Origin of the sequence: Enterobacter sp. UCD-UG_FMILLET (assembly GCF_000762975.1) — a bacterium.
Taxonomy (GTDB): domain Bacteria; phylum Pseudomonadota; class Gammaproteobacteria; order Enterobacterales; family Enterobacteriaceae; genus Enterobacter; species Enterobacter dykesii.
This window is the reverse complement of record NZ_JRJC01000045.1, coordinates 82667-107947: the sequence shown is the minus strand read 5'-3', so window position 1 is coordinate 107947 and position 25281 is coordinate 82667. Positions and strand designations below refer to the sequence as shown.

Annotated in this window: 19 protein-coding genes, 1 rRNA gene and 1 riboswitch; of the genes, 7 read left to right on the top strand and 13 right to left on the bottom strand. The window is 55.8% G+C overall.

Features of this window, described 5'->3' with window-relative positions; all coding sequences use genetic code 11:
* From LA04_RS21145 to btuB, 3 genes are all read right to left on the bottom strand, one after another.
* Positions 1-102, bottom strand: a 16S ribosomal RNA gene (locus LA04_RS21145); the annotation flags it as partial.
* Positions 103-485: 383 nt separating this feature from the next.
* Entirely contained in the window at positions 486-1337 is an 852-nt protein-coding gene (gene murI / locus LA04_RS21140; protein ID WP_047653055.1) for a glutamate racemase, read from the bottom strand.
* On the bottom strand, positions 1282-3129 hold the full coding sequence (gene btuB / locus LA04_RS21135; protein WP_047653053.1) for a TonB-dependent vitamin B12 receptor BtuB: 1848 nt from the start codon (positions 3127-3129) through the stop codon (positions 1282-1284). Before btuB ends, murI begins: the two co-directional genes overlap by 56 nt.
* A gap of 66 nt (positions 3130-3195) precedes the next feature.
* A riboswitch (cobalamin riboswitch) is annotated at positions 3196-3371 on the bottom strand.
* Between the two features lie 104 nt (positions 3372-3475).
* Here btuB and trmA point away from each other — a divergent pair.
* A complete protein-coding gene (trmA, locus tag LA04_RS21130; RefSeq protein WP_047653051.1) occupies positions 3476-4576 on the top strand; it encodes a tRNA (uridine(54)-C5)-methyltransferase TrmA in 1101 nt (366 codons plus the stop codon).
* Between the two features lie 79 nt (positions 4577-4655).
* On the opposite strand, the gene LA04_RS21125 is transcribed toward trmA, so the two are convergent.
* Both LA04_RS21125 and fabR read right to left on the bottom strand, forming a co-directional pair.
* Entirely contained in the window at positions 4656-5015 is a 360-nt protein-coding gene (locus LA04_RS21125; protein WP_008501783.1) for a YijD family membrane protein, read from the bottom strand.
* 9 nt (positions 5016-5024) lie between these two features.
* Positions 5025-5663 carry an HTH-type transcriptional repressor FabR gene (gene fabR / locus LA04_RS21120; protein ID WP_008501784.1) on the bottom strand — a complete coding sequence of 213 codons (639 nt, stop codon included), beginning with the start codon at positions 5661-5663 and terminating at the stop codon, positions 5025-5027.
* Between the two features lie 196 nt (positions 5664-5859).
* Between fabR and sthA the strand changes: the two genes are divergently transcribed.
* Positions 5860-7260: a Si-specific NAD(P)(+) transhydrogenase gene (gene sthA, locus LA04_RS21115; RefSeq protein WP_008501785.1), complete on the top strand. Its 1401-nt coding sequence runs from the start codon at positions 5860-5862 to the stop codon at positions 7258-7260.
* Here the strand turns inward: sthA and oxyR are convergent.
* Positions 7243-8160, bottom strand: a complete 918-nt coding sequence (gene oxyR, locus LA04_RS21110; protein ID WP_023309664.1) for a DNA-binding transcriptional regulator OxyR — start codon at positions 8158-8160, stop codon at positions 7243-7245. The genes sthA and oxyR overlap by 18 nt on opposite strands.
* A 489-nt stretch (positions 8161-8649) precedes the next feature.
* Here oxyR and ppc point away from each other — a divergent pair, with 489 nt between their 5' ends.
* Together ppc and LA04_RS21100 are read left to right on the top strand one after the other, a co-directional pair.
* Positions 8650-11301, top strand: coding sequence for a phosphoenolpyruvate carboxylase (gene ppc / locus LA04_RS21105; protein WP_047653049.1), 2652 nt, complete (start codon positions 8650-8652; stop codon positions 11299-11301).
* Between the two features lie 54 nt (positions 11302-11355).
* Entirely contained in the window at positions 11356-12204 is an 849-nt protein-coding gene (locus tag LA04_RS21100; RefSeq protein ID WP_047653059.1) for a helix-turn-helix transcriptional regulator, read from the top strand.
* Here LA04_RS21100 and LA04_RS21095 read toward each other — a convergent pair.
* From LA04_RS21095 to LA04_RS21075, 5 genes are read right to left on the bottom strand one after another with little or no spacing between them, the layout of a single operon-like run.
* A complete protein-coding gene (locus LA04_RS21095) occupies positions 12191-12547 on the bottom strand; it encodes a PTS fructose-like transporter subunit IIB (RefSeq protein WP_047653047.1) in 357 nt (118 codons plus the stop codon). The two genes, LA04_RS21100 and LA04_RS21095, sit on opposite strands and share 14 nt — an antisense overlap.
* A 2-nt stretch (positions 12548-12549) precedes the next feature.
* Positions 12550-13425 (bottom strand): [formate-C-acetyltransferase]-activating enzyme, encoded by an 876-nt coding sequence (locus LA04_RS21090; protein WP_047653046.1) that lies wholly within the window; start codon positions 13423-13425, stop codon positions 12550-12552.
* Complete coding sequence (locus LA04_RS21085) at positions 13391-15688, bottom strand: formate C-acetyltransferase (RefSeq protein ID WP_047653044.1); 2298 nt, start codon at positions 15686-15688, stop codon at positions 13391-13393. Before LA04_RS21085 ends, LA04_RS21090 begins: the two co-directional genes overlap by 35 nt.
* A 51-nt stretch (positions 15689-15739) precedes the next feature.
* Positions 15740-16060 (bottom strand): PTS fructose-like transporter subunit IIB, encoded by a 321-nt coding sequence (locus LA04_RS21080; protein WP_024909180.1) that lies wholly within the window; start codon positions 16058-16060, stop codon positions 15740-15742.
* A gap of 14 nt (positions 16061-16074) precedes the next feature.
* The gene (locus tag LA04_RS21075; protein ID WP_047653039.1) at positions 16075-17154 is read right to left on the bottom strand and encodes a PTS fructose transporter subunit EIIC; all 1080 of its coding nucleotides are present in this window, start codon (positions 17152-17154) and stop codon (positions 16075-16077) included.
* A 305-nt stretch (positions 17155-17459) separates the two neighbouring features.
* On the opposite strand from LA04_RS21075, the gene ptsP reads away from it, so the two are divergent.
* The 3 genes from ptsP to gldA are packed head-to-tail and all read left to right on the top strand — an operon-like array spanning position 17460 to position 21754.
* Complete coding sequence (gene ptsP, locus LA04_RS21070) at positions 17460-19961, top strand: phosphoenolpyruvate--protein phosphotransferase (RefSeq protein ID WP_047653038.1); 2502 nt, start codon at positions 17460-17462, stop codon at positions 19959-19961.
* Between the two features lie 14 nt (positions 19962-19975).
* The gene (fsa, locus tag LA04_RS21065; protein ID WP_047653037.1) at positions 19976-20638 is read left to right on the top strand and encodes a fructose-6-phosphate aldolase; all 663 of its coding nucleotides are present in this window, start codon (positions 19976-19978) and stop codon (positions 20636-20638) included.
* A gap of 12 nt (positions 20639-20650) precedes the next feature.
* Positions 20651-21754, top strand: coding sequence for a bifunctional L-1,2-propanediol dehydrogenase/glycerol dehydrogenase (gldA, locus tag LA04_RS21060; protein WP_047653036.1), 1104 nt, complete (start codon positions 20651-20653; stop codon positions 21752-21754).
* Positions 21755-21837: 83 nt separating this feature from the next.
* Here gldA and katG read toward each other — a convergent pair whose 3' ends face one another.
* Positions 21838-24018, bottom strand: coding sequence for a catalase/peroxidase HPI (gene katG / locus LA04_RS21055; protein WP_047653035.1), 2181 nt, complete (start codon positions 24016-24018; stop codon positions 21838-21840).
* Positions 24019-24165: 147 nt separating this feature from the next.
* The gene (metF, locus tag LA04_RS21050) at positions 24166-25053 is read right to left on the bottom strand and encodes a methylenetetrahydrofolate reductase (protein ID WP_047653033.1); all 888 of its coding nucleotides are present in this window, start codon (positions 25051-25053) and stop codon (positions 24166-24168) included.
* Positions 25054-25281: the final 228 nt, after the last annotated feature.

The following is a 25281-nucleotide window of genomic DNA, read 5'->3' as shown; positions in this document are numbered from 1 at the left end:
CGCTCGTCACCCGGGAGCAAGCTCCCTGTGTTACCGCTCGACTTGCATGTGTTAGGCCTGCCGCCAGCGTTCAATCTGAGCCATGATCAAACTCTTCAATTTAAGTTTGATGCTCGTGAATTAAACTTCGTAATGAATTACGTATGTTCACTCAGAGACTTGGTATTCATTTTTCGTCCGAGGACGTTAAGAATCCATGTCACTTTGAGTGCCCACACAGATTGTCTGATAAATTGTTAAAGAGCAGTTGCAACGCGGCGTTAAGCTCACCGTTGCGAGGTCCCGTATATTACGTTTTCCTCATTCAGAGTCAAGCGATTATTTTTGCTTTTCTCTGCCGGCGTTCATCTCTGAACCCCGCTAACCCGGCGGCCTGTAAGCCGTTGTTCCGTGTCAGTGGAGGCGCATTATAGGGAGTTCTCAGACGTTGACAACCCCTCTTTTAAAAAAAACTTTCAACCGTCTCTTTTTTGCTCAAAACCGTGCTACAGCGCCAGTTTTTCGAGCGTTTCAAAGCCATAACGGCGTAAAACGGGTAAAAGTTGCTCAGTCTCTTTCGTGATGGCCATACAAAACGCAATATTCGCATCGATAGATTTCGCATCCGGCGCTTCATGCTCCAGCAACCAGGCCGTACGACGGGCGATAGCCGCACCGGAATCCACCAGGCGCGTTCCCTCCGGGAACACCTCTAATAGCTCTTCCTGTAATAGCGGGAAGTGGGTGCACCCCAGCACAACGGTATCCGGGGGTTCAGGCATGCGCAGCCACGGACGAAGAATACGACGCAGCTCGTCGAGTGATACCGCCTTTCCATGCAGCTTCGCTTCAGCCATCTCCACCAGTTCAGCCGAACCAAGCATCGCAATCTGGCATTCGTTGGCAAAACGGTCGATCAGTTCGCGGGTATAAGGACGCTTTACCGTGCCTCGCGTTGCCAGCAAACCCACAATGCCGTTCGCCGTCAGGCGCGCGGCTGGCTTTATTGCAGGAACGACGCCCACAACCGGGAACGGGAATTTTTCACGCAGGGCGGGAAGAGAAACGGTGCTCGCCGTATTACAGGCGATGACGGCCAGCGCAAGGGGATAGCGCTTTTGTACCGCGGTGACGATTTCAACCACACGCTCAACAATAAAATCTTCGCTCTTTTCCCCATACGGGAAAGCGACGTTATCGAAGGCGTAGATGTAATGGAGATCCGGCAGGAGATGCCGAATCTCATCATAGACCGAAAGCCCACCAACGCCGGAATCAAACACCAGCACGGTGGGACGCGGGTTAGAAGGTGTAGCTGCCAGACAAGGTGTATTCCCGTCCTGCAGTTTGGTAGCCATAAACTGTCTCGTAATCTTTATCGAACAGGTTGGCTATTTTACCACGAACTGTGAGATGTGAGGTGACAGGATACGAAACTGCGACATCCCACAGGCTGACACCGCCCATTTTTACTTTCTCAGACGGATAAGCACCAAAGTCAGTGTCGTAACGCGTACCGAGATAGTGATAAGTCAGGCTCCAGTCGAAATCATAGATCTGCGTATCGAGCTGATATTTCACCTGCTGTTTAGCACGACGGTCCAGAAGTTCGTTGGTTGCGGCATTGCGGGCATCCACATAGTCGTAGCCTACAGTATGCGTCAACGGACCCGTATCAAACGATGCCGTCGCTTCCACACCTTTAATGCGCGCTTTACCGACGTTGTAATATTGCTGAAGGTTATTATCGAAGTCGATGAGATTATCAACGTCATTACGGTAGCCAGAAACGCGCCAGCTCACGCCCGCCGTCAGGCCTTCAAACGCACCTTCCCACTGCTTGCTCTCTTCTGGATCAAGATGGTCATTGCCATAGAAACCATAGAGTTGTCCCAGATTCGGTGCTTTATAGGCCGTACCATACGAAGCAACGAAGCGGTAACCCTCCACGAACTCCCAGGCCGCACTACTTTGCCAGGTGCCATGGCGACCGAACTGAGAGTTGTCATCGCTGCGAACCGCTCCTTCCAGAGTGAAGTCACCAAACTGCTGCAACCCGGTCAGGTAAAGGCCGGTGTTACGCAGGTCGTAGCCGTTGGTCACGTAGTTTGTACCCGGCTCGGTGCTCTGCTTCTGCCAGTCAACGCCCGCGCCAATGTTTCCATGGCCAACATCAACGGAGTTGATCCACTGGACGTTGTACTGTTTGATTTCATCCAGCGTGGCTGTCGAATCGTAGCGGCCCAAATTTGGGTCGTAGTTATAGTCCTTGCTGTGGCTATAGCTGGTGAGCAACTGTGAATGGAAGATGTCATCGTTGAAGCGCAATCCTGCATCCCAGGTCTGACTATAGAGCTGGCGGGTATCGACCAGTACGTCAGGGGTAAATGAACTGTAGTAACCGTCGTAGGCAGTACGGTTGCTGTAGCCAAAGCCGCGAACAAATCCGCTCCACTGCTCCGAGAATGCGTGATCCACTGCACCATAGAGCGTTTTATTCATAAAGCCGTCGCGATCGGTCTGGGCAAGGCCACCATTGTTGCCGTCCGCAACCACATCAAACCCTTTGGTATAGGTGTAATCACCCGCAAGCGTGACGCGCGTGCTGTCGCCCAATGTTTGCTGAGTACTGCCGCCATAATTCTGGTAACCATGCGACCCTACGCCTGCATTCAGCGTGGTACCGTCCTTCGCGCGAGTGGTAATAATGTTTACGACTCCGCCGATCGCGTCCGAGCCGTATACCGCCGAACGCGGTCCACGAACATATTCGATACGCTGCACCAGGGAGATCGGGAACTGGCTGAGATCGGATGACCCCGTGACGCCCGCCTGGTTAAGGCGGATCCCATCAACAAGGATCAGGACGTGGCTGGAGTTGGTGCCACGTATAAAGAGAGAAGAGAGTTGCCCCATCCCACCACTTTGCGCCGTATCCACGCCGGGCAGGCGACGCATAACATCCAGGACTGAGGTTGATTGCCAGCGGTCAATATCGGCACGCGTAACAACCGTGTTTGCAGCCAGAATAGTTTTTTCAGGTTGTTCAAAACGATTTGCCGTCACCACCAACGAGTCGGCGCTATCCTGCGCCCAGCCCGAAAATGCCGTGACGGACAACGCCGTCAACAGCGATACTTTTTTAATCATTGTTAAAGCATCCACAATATAAGAAGGATGCCGCAGGCCTCATCGATAGCACGCGATGATGAAACCAAATGCGACGTGATCCCGGCAGGTCTTCGGGCTAGGTGGCTATATAAGGATGAAGACTTCCCATTTTCACAGTGTCTACAACGCTCATCCCGCCAGTCTTTACCGCTGCGCGTCAGCTCCAGATTTACACTGGATTCCCTTTTCACTCTCAGGAGACCGGAAACAGAATGCTACAATTAGACACGTATGGATGTCCAGACAGCTATTGCCCATTAAATCTGGACATCCCCTGAACAATGCCTACAATCCCCGCGTAATTCTTTATCACTCAGGACGCATCATGACCCCAGAACACCTCCCGACAGAACAGTACGACGCGCAGCTGGCAGAGAAAGTCGTCCGCCTGCAAAGTATGATGACGCCTTTCAACGCGCCCGTTCCCGAGGTGTTCCGCTCTCCTGTCAGCCACTACCGCATGCGCGCCGAGTTCCGCATCTGGCACGACGGTGACGACCTGTACCACATCATTTTCGATCAGCAGACGAAATCCCGTATCCGCGTGGACAGCTTTCCGGCGGCGAGCGAACTCATTAACCAGTTGATGACGTTGATAATGGACGGCGTGCGCAACAATCCGGTACTGCGTAACAAGCTGTTCCAGATTGACTACCTGACCACGCAAAGCAATCAGGCGATTGTCTCTCTGCTGTACCACAAAGCGCTTAACGACGAGTGGCGCGAGCAGGCAGAAGCGCTGCGCGATGCGCTGCGCGCGCAGAACATCAACGTTCACCTGATTGGCCGCGCGACAAAAACCAAAATTATGCTGGATCAGGACTACATCGACGAACGCCTGCCGGTGGCAGGTAAAGAGATGGTGTATCGTCAGGTCGAGAACAGCTTCACCCAGCCGAATGCCGCGATGAACGTGCAGATGCTGGAGTGGGCGCTGAAGGCGACGGAAGGGTCAACGGGCGATCTGCTTGAGCTCTACTGCGGTAACGGCAACTTCTCGCTGGCGCTGGCGCGTAACTTCGATCGCGTTCTGGCGACGGAAATCGCCAAGCCGTCGGTGGCTGCCGCGCAGTACAACATCGCCGCTAACCATATCGACAACGTGCAGATTATTCGTATGGCCGCGGAAGAGTTCACGCAGGCCATGAACGGCGTACGCCAGTTTAACCGCCTGGAAGGGATCGATCTCAAGAGCTACCAGTGTGAGACAATTTTTGTCGACCCGCCGCGCAGTGGCCTGGACAGCGAAACCGAGAAGATGGTGCAGGCGTACCCGCGTATTTTGTACATCTCCTGTAACCCGGAGACGCTGTGCAAGAACCTCGAAACATTAGGCCAGACGCATAAGGTTGAACGTCTGGCGCTGTTCGATCAGTTCCCGTATACACACCATATGGAGTGCGGCGTTTTACTTACCGCACGGTGATCTGTAGGCCGGATAAGCGTAGCGCCATCCGGCGTTTTTGGCAGGTGGCGCTTCGCTTACCTGCCCTACAAATAATTCATTACTCTGGTAACTGGCTTTTACGGCTACGCATGCGCGAGCCAATCCAGAACACCAGCGCCACAGACAGTACCGCAGGGAAGAAGTTAGAGCCGATATCCGGATACTCCGCGCGAACCACCGTGCTATACAGCAATACGCCCAGAATAAAGCAGGCAGCGGCCAGCCCCGGTAACCCCACCGGCATGGTGCGGTTCAGGTAACGTTGATGCAGGCAGTAAACCGTCAGCACCAGCGCAATAAGCGGGAAAATCGAAAATGGAACGATTGAGCTAAAAATAGCGGCAAACGTACCATTAATGGATAAGCCAGCGATCAATGCCAGCAACAGCGTCCCTTTATCCTGACCTGACTGTTTCATTACTCACCTTCACTCTTCGGTTTGATGTGCCAGTTTCTCTTGTTCACGGCGATACCAGTAGTACGCGCCTTTGGAGATCATCCTGAGCTGCAATACCAGTCGCTCTTCGAGCTGCTTGCGTTGTTCAATGCTGACGTCCAGCGCTTCGGCACCCGCGCTGAAAACAATCGTCACCATCGCCTCGGCCTGTGCTTCAGTAAACGCCCGCGGCATATGGTTTTCGAGTTCAAGATAGTCGGCAAGTTCCGCGATGAAGTGCTGAATTTCACGCGCGACGGCGGCACGAAACGCCGCCGATGTGCCCGAACGCTCGCGCAGAAGCAGACGAAACGCGTTGGGGTTATTGCCAATAAATTCCATAAAAGTCGATACGGAGGTGCGGATCACGCTGCCCCCTTTGGCGATACGCTGACGCGCCTGGCGCATCAGCTGGCGCAGCATCAGACCGCTCTCGTCGACCATGGTCAGGCCCAGTTCATCCACATCACGGAAGTGACGATAGAAGGACGTTGGCGCAATCCCGGCCTCGCGTGCGACTTCTCGCAGGCTCAAACTGGCAAAACTCCGCTCAGCACTCAGTTGACTGAATGCGGCTTCCACCAGCGAACGCCGGGTTTTCTCTTTTTGTTGTGCTCTTACGCCCATCACGATAGTTGAATCCTTCCAAAGGCCTGATGGCACTATACCAGAGAATAAAATTAATCTGTTTGCCTGGCTTTGTGAATGATTGTTTACGTGCGGTTTGTGCTCCACTGCCCGAAAAAAGCACAACGATAATTGGGTTACTCTGCCAATGATGTTATGATTCTGTTGCTTTTATGTATAAGAACAGGTAAGCCTTACCATGCCACATTCCTACGATTACGACGCAATAGTTATTGGTTCCGGCCCCGGCGGCGAAGGTGCAGCTATGGGTCTGGTGAAACAGGGAGCCAGAGTAGCGGTCATCGAGCGCTACCATAATGTCGGCGGCGGTTGCACCCACTGGGGCACCATCCCTTCGAAAGCCCTCCGCCACGCCGTTAGCCGCATTATCGAATTTAACCAGAACCCTCTTTACAGCGACCACTCCCGACTTCTTCGTTCATCCTTTGCTGACATCCTGAATCACGCGGATACCGTTATTAACCAGCAGACACGCATGCGTCAGGGATTTTATGAGCGTAACCACTGTGAAATTTTGCAGGGCAACGCGCATTTTGTGGATGAACACACCCTGGCACTCGAATGCCATGACGGTTCGGTTGAAACCATCACGGCTGAAAAATTTGTGATCGCCTGCGGCTCACGCCCTTACCATCCGGCCGACGTGGACTTCTCGCATCCGCGCGTCTACGACAGCGACTCGATTCTGAGCCTGCACCATGAGCCCCGCCACGTCATTATCTATGGCGCAGGGGTCATTGGCTGCGAATATGCGTCGATCTTCCGCGGAATGGACGTCAAAGTTGACCTGATCAACACCCGTGACCGTCTGCTGGCGTTCCTGGATCAGGAGATGTCGGACTCTCTCTCCTACCACTTCTGGAACAGCGGCGTGGTGATTCGCCACAACGAAGAGTACGAGAAAATCGAAGGCTGTGACGACGGGGTGATCATGCACCTGAAGTCCGGTAAGAAGCTGAAAGCAGACTGTCTGCTGTACGCCAACGGTCGTACCGGCAACACCGATTCACTGCAGCTGGAAAATATCGGGCTTGAGACCGACAGCCGCGGTCAGCTGAAGGTCAACAGCATGTACCAGACCGCGCTACCGCACGTTTACGCGGTCGGCGACGTGATTGGCTACCCAAGCCTGGCCTCAGCCGCTTACGACCAGGGACGCATTGCCGCACAGGCGCTGGTAAAAGGCGAAGCGACGGCGCACCTGATCGAAGATATCCCAACGGGGATCTACACTATTCCTGAAATCAGTTCAGTCGGGAAAACCGAGCAGCAGCTGACGTCAATGAAGGTGCCTTACGAGGTGGGTCGTGCCCAGTTTAAACATCTGGCGCGGGCGCAAATCGTGGGGATGAGCGTGGGAACGCTGAAGATCCTGTTCCATCGCGAGACCAAAGAGATCCTCGGTATTCACTGCTTTGGTGAACGCGCCGCGGAAATCATTCATATCGGCCAGGCGATAATGGAGCAGAAAGGCGGTGGTAACACCATTGAGTACTTCGTTAACACCACCTTTAACTACCCGACCATGGCGGAAGCCTATCGGGTAGCTGCGCTGAACGGCTTAAACCGCCTGTTTTAACGCGCTGTCGAAATGGCCATCCATCGAACCACGGATGGCCTCTGCCAGCTGCTCATAGCGGCTGCGCAGCGGTGAACCCGGACGATACACCAGGCCGATAGTGCGGCGCGGCTCCGGCTTAATGCACGGCAGATAAACCACGCCATCACGTTTACGCTCGCGCGGCACGGCCAGCGCAGGCAGCAGCGTAATACCGCTTCCCGCCGCGACCATATTACGCAGCGTTTCCAGGCTGGTTGCGCGGAAATGGGTATCCTCATCCGCACCCGCTTCAAAGCAAAAGCCCATCGCCTGGTCGCGCAGGCAGTGGCCATCTTCCAGCATCAGCAGCTTTTCACCGGCCAGATCGGCCATCGGTACGCGATCGCGGTTCGCCCACGGGTGATCTTCATAGATCGCCAACATCATCGGCTCATCGAACAGCGGCACTTCAATAAAGGCTTCACTCTCTTTCACCAGCGCCAGAATGGCGCAGTCGAGCTTGCCGCTGTCTAACTGCGCCAGCAGCTGATGGGTTTGCGCTTCATGCAGGTACATTTCGAGTTTCGGGAACGTCTGGTGCAGCATCGGAATGATGTGCGGCAACAGGTACGGGCCAACGGTTGGGATCAGGCCAATATGCAGCGGGCCGGACATCGCTTCCCCCTGCTGGCTTGCCATTTCCTTGAGCACTTTGACCTCGCGCAGCACGGTGCGCGCCTGATCCACCAGCAGCAGACCTGCCTGTGTAAACAGAACCTTACGACTGGTGCGCTCCAGCAGCATCACGCCCAGCTCATCTTCCAGCTTGCGGATCTGGCCGCTCAGCGTGGGCTGGCTGACGTGGCAGGAGTCTGCCGCGCGGCGAAAGTGACGATGCTCAGCTAACGCTACCAGGTATTCAAGATCGCGAATATTCATTATTCATCCTCCGTCGCCACGATAGTTCATGGCGATAGATAGCATAGCAACGAACGATTATCCCTATCAAGCATTCTGTTGAATAATACACCACACAGACGAGGCGGCACGTGTTTGACCCTTGACGTCCCCGCTCCGTCAGCGAGTTTCTCTCAAAACTCGAACAACTAAAGCCAACGTGAACTTTTGCGGACCCCGTGGTCCGCATTTTTTTTGCGAAAAAAAGGCCGGACATACAAACAAAATGGCAACAGAAGTTACCATTTTTAGCGTTTACTCCCTTTCCCCTGTACATTTTCATAAGCATCTCTTATCTGACGCAATGCGAATTAAATTTCGTAAATTGCCCTCATTTATTCGTTTGCTGAACCGTTTTCGCAGCAATTGACGACGGGGGTTTTACGTGGCTTTATAAAGGGAGATGACAAAATAATGTCCAGAAAATTTTCGCCTGGGCATAAACAAAAATGATGGGGTGACTGGGTTTTTATGAACGAACAATATTCCGCGTTGCGTAGTAATGTCAGTATGCTCGGCAAAGTGCTTGGAGATACCATCAAAGACGCGTTGGGGGAGAACATCCTCGACCGCGTTGAAACCATCCGCAAGCTGTCTAAATCTTCCCGTGCCGGTAACGAGGCCAGTCGTCAGGAGCTGCTCACCACCTTGCAGAACCTCTCTAACGATGAGCTGCTGCCCGTTGCACGCGCATTCAGCCAGTTCCTGAACCTGGCCAACACCGCTGAGCAATACCACAGCATTTCGCCAAATGGCGAAGCGGCCAGCAACCCGGAAGTCATTGCCCGCACCCTTCGTAAACTGAAAGACCAGCCAGACCTCAACGAAGCCACCATCAAAAAAGCGGTGGAGTCGCTTTCGCTGGAGCTGGTGCTGACCGCACACCCCACCGAAATTACCCGTCGCACCCTGATCCACAAAATGGTGGAAGTGAACAACTGTCTGAAGCAGTTGGATAACAAAGACATTGCCGACTACGAACGCAACCAGCTGATGCGCCGTCTGCGCCAGCTGATTGCCCAGTCCTGGCACACCGATGAAATTCGTAAGCATCGTCCAAGCCCGGTCGACGAAGCCAAATGGGGCTTTGCGGTGGTGGAAAACAGCCTGTGGGAAGGGGTGCCTAACTACCTGCGCGAGCTGAACGAACAGCTGGAAGAGAACCTTGGCTACCGCCTGCCGGTCGACTTTGTTCCGGTGCGCTTCACCTCCTGGATGGGCGGCGACCGCGACGGCAACCCGAACGTGACCGCAGAAATCACCCGTCACGTCCTGCTCCTGAGCCGCTGGAAAGCGACCGACCTGTTCCTGAAAGACATTCAGGTGCTGATCTCCGAACTGTCGATGGTTGAAGCGACGCCGGAACTGCGCGCGCTGGCCGGAGAAGAAGGCGCCAGCGAGCCGTACCGTTTCCTGATGAAGAAACTGCGTGGTCAGCTGATGGCCACACAGGCCTGGCTGGAAGCGCGGCTGAAAGGTCAGCGCCTGCCAAAACCAGAAGGTCTGCTCAGCCAGAACGAACAGCTCTGGGAGCCGCTGTATGCCTGTTATAAATCACTTCAGGCGTGCGGGATGGGCATCATCGCTAACGGCGAACTGCTGGACACCCTGCGCCGAGTGAAGTGTTTCGGCGTGCCGCTGGTGCGTATCGACGTGCGTCAGGAAAGTACCCGTCATACCGAAGCGCTGGGCGAGCTGACCCGCTATCTCGGCATCGGCGACTATGAAAGCTGGTCCGAAGCCGACAAACAGGCCTTCCTGATCCGCGAGCTGAACTCGAAGCGCCCTCTGCTGCCGCGTAACTGGGAGCCAAGCAACGAAACCCGCGAAGTGCTCAACACCTGTAAAGCGATCGTGGACGCACCGAAAGGATCGGTGGCCGCCTATGTGATCTCTATGGCGAAGACGCCGTCCGACGTGCTGGGCGTTCACCTTCTGCTGAAAGAAGCGGGAATCGACTACGCCCTGCCGGTCGCCCCGCTGTTTGAGACCCTCGACGACCTGAACAACGCCAACGACGTCATGACCCAGCTGCTGAATATCGACTGGTACCGCGGCTTTATTCAGGGCAAACAGATGGTGATGATTGGCTATTCCGACTCCGCGAAAGATGCGGGCGTGATGGCGGCATCCTGGGCGCAGTATCAGGCGCAGGACGCACTGATCAAAACCTGCGAAAAAGCCGGTATTGAACTGACCCTGTTCCACGGACGCGGTGGCTCGATTGGCCGTGGCGGCGCACCTGCACACGCAGCGCTGCTGTCACAGCCGCCGGGAAGCCTGAAAGGCGGCCTGCGCGTCACCGAGCAGGGCGAGATGATCCGCTTCAAGTACGGTCTGCCGGAAGTGACCATCAGCAGCCTGTCGCTCTATACCAGCGCTATCCTGGAAGCAAACCTGCTGCCACCGCCGGAGCCGAAAGCATCCTGGTGCCATATCATGGACGAGCTGTCTGATATCTCCTGCGATCTGTACCGCGGCTACGTACGTGAAAACAAAGATTTCGTTCCTTACTTCCGCTCGGCCACGCCTGAGCAGGAACTGGGTAAACTGCCGCTGGGTTCACGTCCTGCGAAGCGCCGCCCAACCGGTGGCGTAGAGTCTCTGCGCGCGATCCCGTGGATCTTCGCCTGGACGCAGAACCGCCTGATGCTGCCCGCCTGGCTGGGTGCCGGTGCCGCGCTGCAAAAAGTGGTGGAAGACGGCAAACAGAGCGAACTGGAAACCATGTGCCGCGACTGGCCGTTCTTCTCTACCCGTCTGGGCATGCTGGAGATGGTCTTCTCGAAAGCCGACCTGTGGCTGGCGGAATACTACGACCAGCGTCTGGTGAAACCAGAGCTGTGGGCGCTGGGTAAAGAGCTGCGCGAACTGCTGGAAGGCGACATCAAAGTGGTGCTGGACATTGCCAACGACTCACATCTGATGGCGGACCTGCCGTGGATTGCCGAGTCTATTCAGCTGCGTAACATCTACACCGACCCGCTGAACGTCCTGCAGGCAGAACTGCTGCACCGTTCGCGTCTGGCGGAAGAAGAAGGTAAAGAGCCGGACCCACGCGTTGAACAGGCGTTGATGGTGACAATTGCGGGCGTTGCTGCGGGTATGCGTAACACCGGCTAATACTTTATGCCCGGCGGCGCTACGCTCGCCGGGCAATACCCTGGTATCTTCACCATGCACCACGACATTGCCAACATCCTGACTGACCTGATCAACGGCATAAAGCCGCTGCGTCAGGTGCATTTTGCAAACCCAGCGATCTCCGCCCCCGAACTTGCCTTGCAGGTCGATTTTCCGCGTCTGGAGATCGTGATCGAAGGTTCGATGAAAGACATGGCTGGCTGCGTTTTACAGCGGGGTGATGTCTTATACGTCCCAGCTGGCGGCTGGAATAATCCACAATGGCAAGCCCCCGCAACAACGCTGAGCATCCTGTTTGGCAAACAGCAGCTTGGGTTTAGCCTTCTACACTGGGATGGAGTAGACGTTCGTAACCTGGTGAAGCAGCACGTTGCCCGCCGCGGTCCGCGCATTGGCTCGCTTCTCTTACAGACGCTCCATGAAATGCAGATGCAACCGCACGAGCAGCAAACCGCACGGCTGATTATCGCCAGCCTGCTTAGCCACTGCGTCGACCTGCTGGGGAGTCAGATCCAAACCGCCTCCCGCAGCCAGGCTCTTTTTGAAGCGATTCGGGTCTATATTGACGAGCACTACGCCACTCCGCTTACCCGGGAATCCGTTGCGCAGGCGTTTTATATCTCCCCAAACTACCTGTCGCATCTGTTTCAGAAAACGGGCGCAGTGGGTTTCAATGAGTATCTGACGCAGACCCGACTGGAACACGCGCGCCAGCTGTTGAAAGGGTATGATTTAAAAGTGAAAGAGGTGGCCCATGCCTGCGGATTTGTCGACAGCAACTATTTCTGCCGGTTATTTCGCAAGAACACGGAGCGTTCGCCGTCAGAATACCGTCGCCAGTATCATAGCCAGCTCACCGGGAAAGCCGTCAGTCCAGAATGACCTGAGTATGCTGCGGAGCGGCTAATATCTTACGCACCGCCCCCATCACCTTTTGTGGATCACGTAAAAAGGCGCTAATACCGCACTTCACGTAGCGCGCATTCTCGAAACGCTCACTGCCCGCCAGTTCTATATCGGTAATCAGCAATACGACATCGGCACGCCGGATGTCCTCTTCCGTAAGCTCGCTCTCGACGCCCAGCGCTCCCTGCGTCTCGATGTTAACGTTCCACTTCTCCTGCTGGCAAAGCTTTTCCAGCCGTTCGGCAGCCATATAGGTATGTGCGACGCCACTGACGCACGCGGTCACCGCCACCAGATGACGTCCCGTTATCACTGTCATATTCAACCTCCCAGGGTAACGTTGTAACCTTCGCGCTCTGCCAGTTGACGCATCGCTGACACCTCATCTTCTGTCGGAGGGATCGCTTGCCTCATTCCCCACTCCTGTCCCAGCAGACGGTATTTTGGCTCCCCATACTGATGGAAGGGCAATAAATGCAGCTGCCGTATTCCTGAAGGTAGCAGGAAAGCCAGCACGCGCGCCATGTTCGTTTCGTTGAGCGTATAGCCAGGAATAAGCGGGACGCGGGGAATCACGTTTATCCCGTCTGCCACCAGCTGGCGGAAATTATCCAGCACCCTGGGGAGATTCATAGCCAAAACGGATTGGGCCAGCGCCGTGTCCATGATCTTCAAATCAAACAGCACTTCATCACACTGGTGGGCCAGCGGCATTAATCGGGACAAAGGCGCATCGCCTGCCGTTTCGATGGCCGTATGCACGCCGAAACGACGCAGCCTCTGAAGAAACTGAGTTGCGAAAGGCGCCTGTAGCAACACTTCCCCACCCGAAAGCGTCACTCCGCCTCCCGAGGAACGAAAGAATACATCGTCTTTCATTACCTCGTTTTCCAGCTCATCCAGGGTCACATCTCTTCCGATATGCCCGAAGGCACCGGACGGGCACTCAACTGCGTCCCGCAGGCAGGGGGCGCAGTGCAGACATTTACTTTCTCTGCGCACCGTCTCGATTCTCGGCGAGATCGACTCCGGATTCGCGCACCACGGACAGCGGTGAGGGCAGCCTTTAAAAAAAACTACCGTGCGGATGCCGCGACCGTCATTCAATGAGTAGCGCTGAATGTTGAAAATACGCGCCACCTCGGCGCGCGTTTCCATCACGTCACAGCTGATGCGCTGTGCGGCGGATAATGTCATCCTGGATCTCCTTCGATAACTCAACAAAGAAGGCGCTGTATCCGGCAACGCGCACCACCAGCCCGGCAAAATCCTGCGGACGCTGTTGCGCTTCACGCAGTGTTTCCGCGTTCACCACGTTGAACTGGATATGCTGCAGCTTAAGCTGGGTGAAGGCACGGAGGAAATCCGCCAGCTTTTGCAGCCCGGCATCGCCTTCCAGCGTCGCAGGGGTGAATTTAACGTTTAGCAGCGTACCGTTTGATAACAGATAGTTATCCAGCTTGCTTACCGATTTAAGTACCGCCGTTGGACCCTGCATATCTTGCCCAAGCATCGGCGAGAGCCCACCGTCGGCCAGCTGTTCGCCGGCAAAACGGCCATCGGGCGTTGCCCCTACAACCGCGCCTAGCGGCACGTGTGCCGACACGGTATAAGAACCCGGCGTGAACTGCCCGCCGCGCGGGTTACGGTATTTTTCGACCTCTTTACAGTAGTGGCGCAGCAGTTCAGCGCTGATGTTGTCGACATCATCGATATCATTGCCGTATTTTTCGAAGCGATTAATCAACCGTGCGCGGATTTTTTTGCCCTCAGGCGTGGCAAAATTAGCGTTTAATACGGCTAAGAGCTCATCAAAACTTAAGCGCTGCTGTTCAAAGACCAGCCCTTTCAGCGCGTGGAGTGAATCACTCAGGTTGGCTATCCCGATCCCCTGTACACCAGAGAAGTTATAGCGTGCGCCACCATCGGTGATGTCTTTTCCCACCTCCAGACAATCGCTGATAAAAGAAGAGAGCAACGGTACCGGAGCCCAGTCACGATGGCCTATATCACAGATATTGCTCCCCTCGACCATCAGAGCAATATAGTGATTAATTTTAGTGCGAATATGCTCCAGCAACCCTTCATAACTCAGCGCTGTGTTGCCTTCGTTCTCCTGCATCGCGATTTCCATCACCTTCAGCAGGTTAAACATCGCGATATCGTGTAGCCCATAGGTTTTACCCGGAATCGACAGTTCTACACAGCCAACCACCGCGTAATCGCGCGCGTCTTCCAGCGACACCCCCCGATTCAGGAAAGCAGGCACCACCACTTCATCATTGAAAATCTGCGGAATACCGGTGCCCAGGCGGATCGTCTCTGCCGTTTTAAGCAGGAAAGGCCTGTCGATAAGTTCGTTAACCCGCACGCCAAGGTTCGGTTGAGGAAGCTGAACGCTCTGATAAGCATCCAGGCACAGGAAGGAAAGCACGTTCACCGCGCTACGACCGTTCTCCGTCAGGCCACCCAACAAAGCGGTATAACCCGTTGGGAAACCGGCAAAATAGCGGGCGCTGCTGGTCGAGCGTAAAAGCACCACGTCATTGCACTTCACCCACAGCGATTCCAGAATCTCTTTCAGGAACGCGGGCTCCTCGCCCCGCGAGAGCGAAGCCTGATAAAACGGCAGCATATACTGGTCAAAGCGCCCGATGGAGAGCGAGCTGGCGTTAGATTCATATTGCAAAATCACGTTCATATACCAGAACAACTGACACGCCTGCCAGAACGTTTGCGGCTTATGCTGCGCGTTGTGGCGCGAGATTTCTGCAATCTTCCGTAATTCTTCTCGCCGTGAAGCTTCATCACAGACGGTAGCAAGCGTTTCAGCCAGCGCGGCGTAGCGCAGAATATGACGCTGGGACGCTTCAAGCAGAATCAGCGCGGCGGCATAAAACGTGTTCTGCGCATCGCGGGCGCAGTGTTCGCGCAATTCTTCCACCAGCGCACCCAGGCCGTTATTGAGCAGGCGCGGATAATCAATAATGATATGCCCCTGCCCTTTGTCCGTCTGGTTGACGCTGAAAATTTGCGTCCCCACAGCGGCTTTCACCTCATCCGTCATCTGGCTGTTGATGAAATCCTTCATCGACCGTTTTTCCCAGTAGGGATAAAGCACGTCACGGTAGATCTGCTTATCCTCTTCGCTGATTTCAAAGCGGTCCTGTGGACGAGTGGAGAACTGATCCAGCTCCTTAAGCAGCCAGTACGGATCCATCTCAGGAGACATAATGCCCGCGCGCGGTTTAACGGTCCGGTTGCCGGCAATCAGTTCCTCATCACGAATCGCGATGTTCACATGGTCAAGAATGTACGCCGTGGCTTTTGCTCGCCTGAGGATAACCGGCTCGCCTTCCGTCTGCTGATGGCTGGCGGTATAGAGCAAAGCACGCTCAAGCGAAATTTCACGCGGGCTGGCAAAGAGTGCGTCTTTCAAACGCTGGGTACGATTCGTCATGAAGGAACTCCTGTAACGGAAAACAAGCCCGCCCCGAAGGGCGGGAGAGCGTCAGGCGGTTTGCGCCAGGTGGGCATCAATTTTGTTCATAATGGCGTCGGCACGTTTAACCGCGTCGCTGATATTGACGCGCACGATGGTTTTCCCGGTAAAACGTTCTTCGAACTTAATGCCAATATCTTTGGTCAGGATCACCATATCCGCTGCGGCGATATCCTCAGCATTCAGCTCGTTCTCAAGACCAATCGACCCCTGCGTTTCAACCTTCACTTCCCAGCCTTTGGCTTTAGCGGCGCTTTCCAGCGCTTCGGCCGCCATGTAGGTATGGGCAACGCCTGACGGGCATGCTGTTACTGCGATAATTCGGGCCATGTTCTCTTCCTCACTCAGTTAATTTCGAAATCCAGATCCAGGTCGTCCTCTTTTTCCTCGACCTGTTTTGCATTCTTGCGGGCAATACTCTTCAGCACGTTGACGCTAATGGCCGTCACCACAGCCCCTACGGCGACCGCCGCGATGTAGCCCAGTTTGCCTTCCACCACAGGGAGAACGATAAGCCCGCCCCATCCCGCATAACATTGCGCACCCATCACAGCAGCCGTCACTGCGCCACACGCCGAGCCCAGCATGATGGAGGGAATGACACGCATAGGATCGGCAGCGGCGAACGGAATGGCCCCTTCGGTAACCCCCACGCAGCCCATCACTAATGCAGCCTTACCCGCTTCACGCTCTTCACCGGTAAAATTCTTGCGATTAATCAACGTCGCCAGGCCTAATCCCAGCGGTGGCACACAGATACCGACTGCCGCAATCGCCACCACGGTGTAGACTCCCTGAGCAACGCAGATCAGCATGAAGGCATAGGCGACTTTATTAATCGGGCCACCCATGTCGAAGGCCAGCATCAACCCCATGATGATGGCCAACACGACGATGCTGCCCTGCTGCATCCCTTGCAGCCACTGGGTTAAGCCCGTCGTCAACGCACCAACAGGTTCGCCCAGACCCCACATCATGATGCCCGCGGTAACAAAGGTGCCGATGATAGGGATGATGAAGATAGGCATGACGGAGCGCAGGACTTTCGGGACCGGCAGTTTTTTCAGATACCAGACCACAATCCCGCCGAGGATCCCGGCAATAATGGCGCCGAAGAACCCCGCACCGAAGCTGTTACCGACCCACGCGGCAATAGCGCAGGGAGCAAGCGCGGCGCGCTCGGCAATGGAATAGCCAATATAGGCGGCCAGGAAAGGCACCATCAGCGTTAACCCCGCCACGCCGATATCAAATAGCTTTTTGAGGTTGGGATCGGTTGCGGCATCCGGTACCGCGCCCTTGCCGTACAGCATGACCGACACCGCCAGCAAAATACCGCCCGCGACCACGAACGGGATCATGTGCGACACCCCAGTCATCAGATGCTGCCGCGTGTTCTTGAGAATATGCACCAACTCTTTCATATGTCGCTCCTGACCAAAAACCATAAAGATGTTGTGGCAAACAATAGGCAATCAGGAAGACGGCGGACAGGAGACAAAAAGGTCATTTACTGGATTTTTGTAAGATTGAAATGAAAATGCGATCCGCCTCGACATTTCCTGTAGACGTTACGCATAAGACAAACCGCCACAACCTGTGAGTCAAATCTCACTTTTCACGTGATATTACATTTGTCCAGCTTTTGGCAGATTTGTCACATGGCGCGCGTCATCAACACGCTCGTATGCTGTTCCCCAATGAATGATGATGAGTTTCAGGAGTGTGTATGGCTCTGGTAGTGGAATTTACCTGTGAATTGCCCAACGGTGTTCACGCGCGTCCGGCAAGTCATGTAGAGACGCTGTGCAATACGTTTATCTCGCAAATCGAGTGGCACAACCTGCGCACAGACCGCAAAGGGAATGCCAAGAGCGCACTGGCACTTATTGGCACCGACACGCTGGCAGGCGACGCCTGTCGTCTGGTGATCCACGGTGAAGATGAGCAGAGCGCCCATCAACAGCTGGAACAATGGCTCCGGGAAGAGTTTCCCCACTGCGACGCGCCGCTTGCGGAAGCCCCCAATACCGAGCTTGATCCGCTGCCAGAATCTCTCGCGCGCCTTAATCCAACGCTATTCCGCGCCCTGCCTGTTTGCAGCGGTAGCGCCCGGGGCGTGTTGACCTTGCTGACCTCGCTGGATCTCAATGCACTGACGGATTTACCCGACGCGAAAAACGTGGAAGATGAACAGTCAGCGCTGGATAACGGCCTCACCCTGCTGGTGAAAAACATTGAGCTGCGCGCGCTGGACAGCGACAGCACCGCCTGCGCCATTCTTGAGGCACATCGTTCGCTGGCAACGGATACCTCTTTGCGCCAGCATCTGCTTGCAGGAGTGAGCCAGGGTTTGAGCTGCGCGCAAGCGATAATCGCCACAGCCAACCATTTCTGCGATGCGTTCTCTTGCTCCAGCAGCAGCTACTTACAGGAACGTGTGCTGGATGTGCGCGATGTTTGCTATCAACTCTTGCAACAAATTTATGGTGAACAACGCTTCCCGGCACCGGGACAGCTCACTCAGCCGAGCGTCTGCCTTGCCGACGATCTTACGCCCGGCCAGTTCCTGGAACTCGATAAAACCCTGCTCAAAGGGCTGCTGTTAAAAAGCGGCGGAACAACCTCGCACACCGTTATTCTTGCACGCTCCTTTAATATTCCGACGCTGGTGGGCGTTGACAGCGAAAGCCTGCTGCAGTGGCGCAATAAACCCGTATTTATCGATGGCAATGCCGGTGCGGTCATGGTCAACGCCAGCGATGCGGTAGCGCGCTACTACCGACAGGAAGCACGGGTACAACAGGCACTACGCGAGCAGCAGCGCATCTGGCTTGGCCGGGAAGCCAGAACCGCCGACGGCCTGCGCATTGAGATCGCCGCGAACATCGCCCATGCGGTGGAAGCGCAGGCAGCATTTGGGAACGGCGCCGAGGGCGTTGGCCTGTTTCGCACCGAAATGCTTTATATGGACCGCAGCAGCGCGCCCGGTGAAAACGAGCTGTACAATATTTTCTGTCAGGCACTGGAAAGCGCAAACGGGCGCAGCATTATCGTGCGCACCATGGATATCGGCGGCGATAAACCGGTGGCGTACCTGAATATCCCGGCTGAAAATAACCCGTTTCTCGGCTACCGCGCCGTCCGCATTTACGAAGAGTATGCAGCGCTTTTCACCACCCAGCTTCGGGCGATCCTGCGCGCCTCTGCTCACGGCAGCCTGAAGATCATGATCCCGATGATCTCTTCTATGGAAGAGATCCTGTGGGTGAAAGAGAAACTTGCCGAAGCGAAACAGCAGCTCCGGGCTGAACATATTCCGTTTGATGAGAAAATCCCGCTCGGCATCATGCTGGAAGTCCCTTCGGTGATGTTCATCATCGATCAGTGCTGCGAAGAGATTGATTTCTTTAGCATCGGTAGTAATGACCTGACGCAGTATCTGCTGGCCGTTGACCGCGACAACGCCAAAGTCACACGCCATTACAACAGCCTGAACCCGGCCTTCCTGAGGGCGCTGGATTATGCAGTACAGGCCGTCCATCGCCAGGGGAAATGGGTTGGCCTGTGCGGCGAGCTGGGCGCAAAAGGTTCAGTGCTGCCATTGCTGGTGGGCCTGGGCCTGGACGAGCTGAGCATGGGGTCGCCCGCCATTCCGGCAACCAAGGCGCGTCTGGCACAGCTTGACAGCCGCGCCTGCCGCCAGTTGCTGAATCAGGCCATGGCGTGTCGCACTTCGCTTGAAGTGGAACACCTGCTGGCGCAGTTCCGCATGAATCAGCAGGACACACCGCTGGTGACGCCACGCTGTATTTCGCTGGATAACGACTGGAACAGTAAAGAAGAGGTCATGAAAGGGATGACCGATAACCTGCTGCTCGCCGGACGTTGCCGCTACCCCCGCAAGCTGGAGGCCGATCTGTGGGCGCGCGAAGCCGTTTTCTCCACCGGGCTTGGCTTCAGCTTCGCCATTCCGCACAGCAAGTCTGAGCATATTGAGCAATCCACCATCAGCGTTGCACGCCTGAGAAGCCCCGTCATGTGGGGAGATGAAGAAGCACAATTCATCATCATGCTGACGCTGAACAAACACGCCGCGGGCGACCAGCATATGCGTATTTTCTCCCGCCTGGCCCGCCGCATCATGCATGCCGATTTCCGCAACGCGCTGGTTAACGCCAGCTCCGGGGAGGCGATTGCTTCCCTGCTACAACACGAATTAGAACTGTAAAACGAGGAAGTGTGATGGAACTGTACCTGGATACCGCCAACGTGGCGGAAGTTGAACGCCTGGCGCGCATCTTTCCCATTGCGGGCGTCACCACCAACCCGAGCATTATTGCCGCCAGCCGTGAATCCATCTGGGATGTGCTGCCGCGTCTGCAAAAAGCCATCGGACCGGAAGGCACGCTGTTTGCTCAAACCATGAGCCGCGATGCCGAAGGCATGGTGGCGGAGGCCAAACGCCTGAGTAACGCCGTCCCTGGCATCGTGGTGAAAATCCCGGTGACGGCTCAGGGGCTCATCGCGATTAAGGCATTGAAAAAAGAGGGGATAACCACGCTAGGTACTGCCGTTTACAGCGCTGCGCAGGGTTTGCTTGCCGCACTGGCAGGCGCGAAATATGTCGCACCGTACGTAAACCGCGTTGACGCGCAGGGTGGTGACGGCATTCGCATGGTTCAGGAACTGCAGTCCCTGCTGGAACTGCACGCGCCGGACAGTAAAGTGCTGGCCGCCAGCTTCAAAACGCCGCGTCAGGCGTTGGACTGCCTGCTGGCGGGATGCGAGGCAATCACGCTTCCCTTAGACGTAGCGCAACAAATGCTCGGCACGCCAGCGGTAGAGTCAGCCATAGAGAAGTTCGAGCAGGACTGGAAAAACGCGTTTGGTAACCTCAACCTCTAAGGGAGAACTGTTATGGAACGTATCATTCAATCGCCGGGAAAATATATCCAGGGCGCTGATGTGCTTACCCGTCTCGGCGACTATCTGAAACCCCTGGCCAATCGCTGGCTGGTCGTCGGCGATAAATTTGTGCTGGGTTTTGCCGAAGAGACCCTGCGCCAGAGTTTTAAAAAAGCCGAACTGCATGCCGAAATCGCGCCGTTTAGTGGCGAATGTTCACAAAATGAAATCGATCGCCTGAAAAAGCTGGCCGACAGCGCCGACTGTCTGGCGGTGTTGGGTATCGGTGGAGGTAAAACGCTCGATACCGCCAAAGCGCTGGCCCATTTTATGGACGTACCCGTGGCTATTGCCCCAACCATTGCCTCCACCGATGCGCCGTGCAGCGCCCTTTCCGTTATTTACACCGACAGCGGCGAGTTCGACCGCTATCTGATGCTGCCGCACAACCCGAACATGGTTATCGTCGATACCAAAGTGGTAGCGGGTGCGCCGGCACGCCTGCTGGCCGCCGGGATTGGCGATGCGCTGGCAACCTGGTTTGAAGCACGCGCCTGCTCGCGCAGCGGCGCGACCACCATGGCGGGCGGCAAATGTACTCAGGCAGCACTCGCGCTGGCCGAGCTGTGCTACAACACGCTGGTTGAAGAGGGTGAAAAAGCGATGCTGGCGGCAGAACAGCATGTGGTGACGCCTGCTCTTGAACGCATTATCGAAGCCAATACCTATCTCAGCGGCGTAGGATTTGAAAGCGGCGGGCTGGCGGCGGCACACGCTATTCATAACGGTATGACGGCGGTACCGGACGCGCACCACTTCTATCACGGTGAAAAAGTGGCGTTTGGCACGCTGACGCAGCTGGTGCTGGAAAACGCGCCGGTAGAAGAAATAGAGACCGTCGCGGCGCTTTGTCACAGCGTTGGGCTGCCGATCACGCTGGCGCAGCTGAACATAAAAGAGGATATCCCGGCCAAAATGCGTCTGATCGCGGAAGCCTCCTGTGCCGAAGGGGAAACCATTCACAACATGCCCGGCGGCGTAACGCCGGATCAGGTGTATGCGGCGCTGCTGGTGGCCGACCAGTATGGGCAGCGGTTCCTGCAGGAGTGGGAGTAAATTGCGTGAATAAAAATCCCCGCATCAGCGGGGATTTTTTTGCCCGTAGGCCGGGTAAGCGTTATCGCCACCCGGCACAACGGTTACTGCAGGTCAAACCGGTCCAGATCCATCACCTTCGCCCATGCGGCTACGAAGTCGCGGACGAACTTCTCGCTGGCATCGCTGCTGGCATAAACCTCTACCAGCGCGCGCAGGACGGCGTTAGAACCGAAGACCAGATCGGCGCGGGTGGCGGTATATTTCACTTCACCGCTGGCGCGATCGCTTCCGGCAAACAGTTCATTAGATTCGTCGGTCGCCTTCCACTGGGTGTTCATGTCCAGCAGGTTCACGAAGAAATCGTTGCTCAGCACGCCCTCGCGGTCGGTAAACACGCCATTCTTGCTGCCATCAAAGTTTGCACCCAGCACGCGCAGGCCACCGATCAGCACCGTCAGCTCAGGCGCGGTCAGCGTCAGCTGCTGGGCTTTGTCGATCAGCAGTGACTCAGTGGTGGACACATCCACCTGCGCACGGTAGTTGCGGAAGCCGTCGGCAATGGGTTCGAGCAGGTTAAACATCTCGATATCCGTCTGATCCTGACGCGCATCGACGCGGCCCGGCGTAAACGGAACGTTGACGTAAACGCCTGCCGCTTTCGCCGCCTGCTCAACGCCCACGACGCCCGCCAGCACGATGATATCGGCCAGAGAGGCTTTGTTGGTGGTGCGCTGGATAGCTTCCAGAGCCGGCAATGCGCGAACCGCTGCGGCGTTAACATCCCAGTCGCGCTGAGGAGCCAGCGCCAGACGCGCGCCGTTGGCGCCGCCACGCTTGTCGCCGCCGCGGAAGGTTGAAGCTGACGCCCAGGCAACGGAAACCAGTTCGCTCACGGAGAGGCCAGAGGCAGCGATTTCCGCCTTCAGGCTTTCAATGTCTTCTTTCGACGGATTGAACACCGCCTGCGGCAGCGGGTCCTGCCAGATCAGATCTTCTTTCGGCACTTCCGGGCCAAGGTAACGCGATTTCGGCCCCATATCGCGGTGGGTCAGCTTGTACCACGCGCGCGCGAAGGCTTCGTTGAAGGCCTGCGGATCGTTCAGGAAGCGACGGGAAATTTTCTCGAATTCCGGGTCAAAACGCAGCGTCAGGTCGGTGACCAGCATGGTAGGTTTGCGTTTTTTCGACGGGTCGAACGGGTCAGGCATGATTTCCGGCGCGTCCACGGCTTCAAACTGAATCGCACCCGCCGGGCTGCGGGTCTGCACCCATTCGTATTTGAACAGGTTCTCGAAGAAGTAGTTGCTCCACTGGGTCGGGGTTTGTGACCAGATGACTTCCAGACCGGAGGTAATAGCATCTGCGCCAATTCCCGTGCCGTGCGTGCTGGCCCAGCCCAGGCCCTGCGCTTCAATCGGCGAGGCTTCCGGGTCGGTGCCGACGTGGGTGGCTTCACCCGCGCCGTGGGTTTTGCCAAGGGTGTGGCCGCCCGCGATCAGCGCAACGGTCTCTTCGTCGTTCATCCCCATGTTGCCGAAGGTCGCACGAATTGCCGCCGCAGCAGAAAGAGGTTCACCGCTGGCGTTTGGCCCTTCCGGGTTAACGTAGATCAGGCCCATTTCGGTGGCGGCCAGAGGACGCTTCGCCAGCGCCTCCGGGTCACGGTGGGTCAGCCAGGCTTTTTCATCACCCCAGTTCACGTCCAGATCCGGTTCCCAGACGTCTTCACGCCCGGCACCGAAACCAAAGGTACGGAAGCCGGAGTTCTCCAGCGCCACGTTACCCGCGAGGATAAACAGGTCGGCCCAGGAAATTTTTTGTCCGTATTTTTGCTTGATTGGCCACAGCAGACGGCGCGCCTTATCCAGGCTCACGTTATCCGGCCAGGAGTTCAGCGGCGCAAAGCGCTGTTGACCGCGACCAGCGCCACCGCGCCCGTCAACGGAGCGATAGGTACCCGCGCCGTGCCAGGCCATACGGATAAACAGGCCCGCATAGCTGCCCCAGTCGGCAGGCCACCACGGTTGAGAGTCGGTTAAAAGGGCTTTGAGGTCGCCTTTAAGGGCGGAGTAATCAAGTTTGCTGAATTCTTTGCGGTAGTCGAAGTCTTCACCCAGCGGGTTCGAACGATTGGAATGTTGGTTAAGAAGATCGATGCGGAGTTGTTTTGGCCACCAGTCGCGGCTGCCTGTACCTGCGCCCGCGCTGTGATCGACGCCGCCCTGGTGGAACGGGCATTTGCCGACCGATGCCGCTTTATTGGTCTCGTCTGACGTGCTCATCGCTATGCTCCCTTTTACAGTGTTACCGTTACGATATACACCACTAGCAATAAGTTATAGTTGAATTAATCCACAGATTCGATAGCTAATACCTTTTAACTATTCGCGTGACAAAAAAGCCCTCGAAAAATGAGGGCTTTGTGCTTATTACGCCGGACGAACGCCCAGCGTATGGCAAATGGCGTAGCTCATCTCCGCGCGGTTCAGCGTATAGAAGTGGAAATCTTTCACCCCTTCACGGCTTAAAATTTTCACCATGTCCATCGCGATATTGGCCCCCACCAGCTTGCGGGTTTCCGGGTCATCGTCCAGCCCTTCGTACATTTTGGACATCCAGAGCGGAATGCGAACATTGGTCATATCAGCGAACTTCTTCGCCTGTTTGAAGTTAGAGACCGGCAGAATGCCCGGGATAATTTCAACGTCGATGCCCGCGGAGACGCAGCGGTCACGGAAACGCAGGTAGCTTTCCACATCAAAGAAGAACTGGGTAATGGCGCGGTTCGCACCGGCGTCCACTTTACGCCTGAGGTTCAGCAGATCGGCCTGGGCACTTTTCGCTTCCGGATGCACCTCAGGATAAGCGGCAACGGAGATATCAAAGTCGGCCACGTCTTTCAGCAGCGCGACCAGATCGGCGGCGTACATGTCCGGCTTACCGCTGCCCGGCGGCAGGTCACCGCGCAGGGCAACGATATGACGAATGCCGTTATTCCAGTAATCCTGGGCGATAGCCCGTAATTCGTCGCCGGTCGCGTCGATACAGGTGAGATGCGGCGCCGCTTCCAGACCGGTACGATCTTTGATGCCTTTAATGATGCTGTGCGTACGGTCACGCTCGCCGGAGTTAGCACCGTAAGTCACGGAGACAAACTTCGGCTTCAGGCTGCTGAGACGATCGATAGAGCTCCACAGGGTTTGCTCCATTTCACTGGTGCGCGGCGGGAAAAATTCAAAAGAGACGTTAATCTGGCCGTTTACTTCGGCCAGGCTCTGATTCAGTGCTTCCCGCTGGTTGGCGTGAAAAAAGCTCATACCTTACCTCTATCAATCGCATGTCGTTATCTGTTGTGTTGTGAACTTCTATACGTTTAGACGTCCAGATGTAAAAATGACGGAAAAGCGGAGGGACGTCAATATAAATAATCAACAATAACGGTGAGGTTTGCTCAGGAAAGATGAAGAAAGTTCATGATGGGGGAGACATCCCCTTCCCCAGGACCGACCCCCCTTTGGGTAAAGGGGAAAAAACCGCATCGGGCA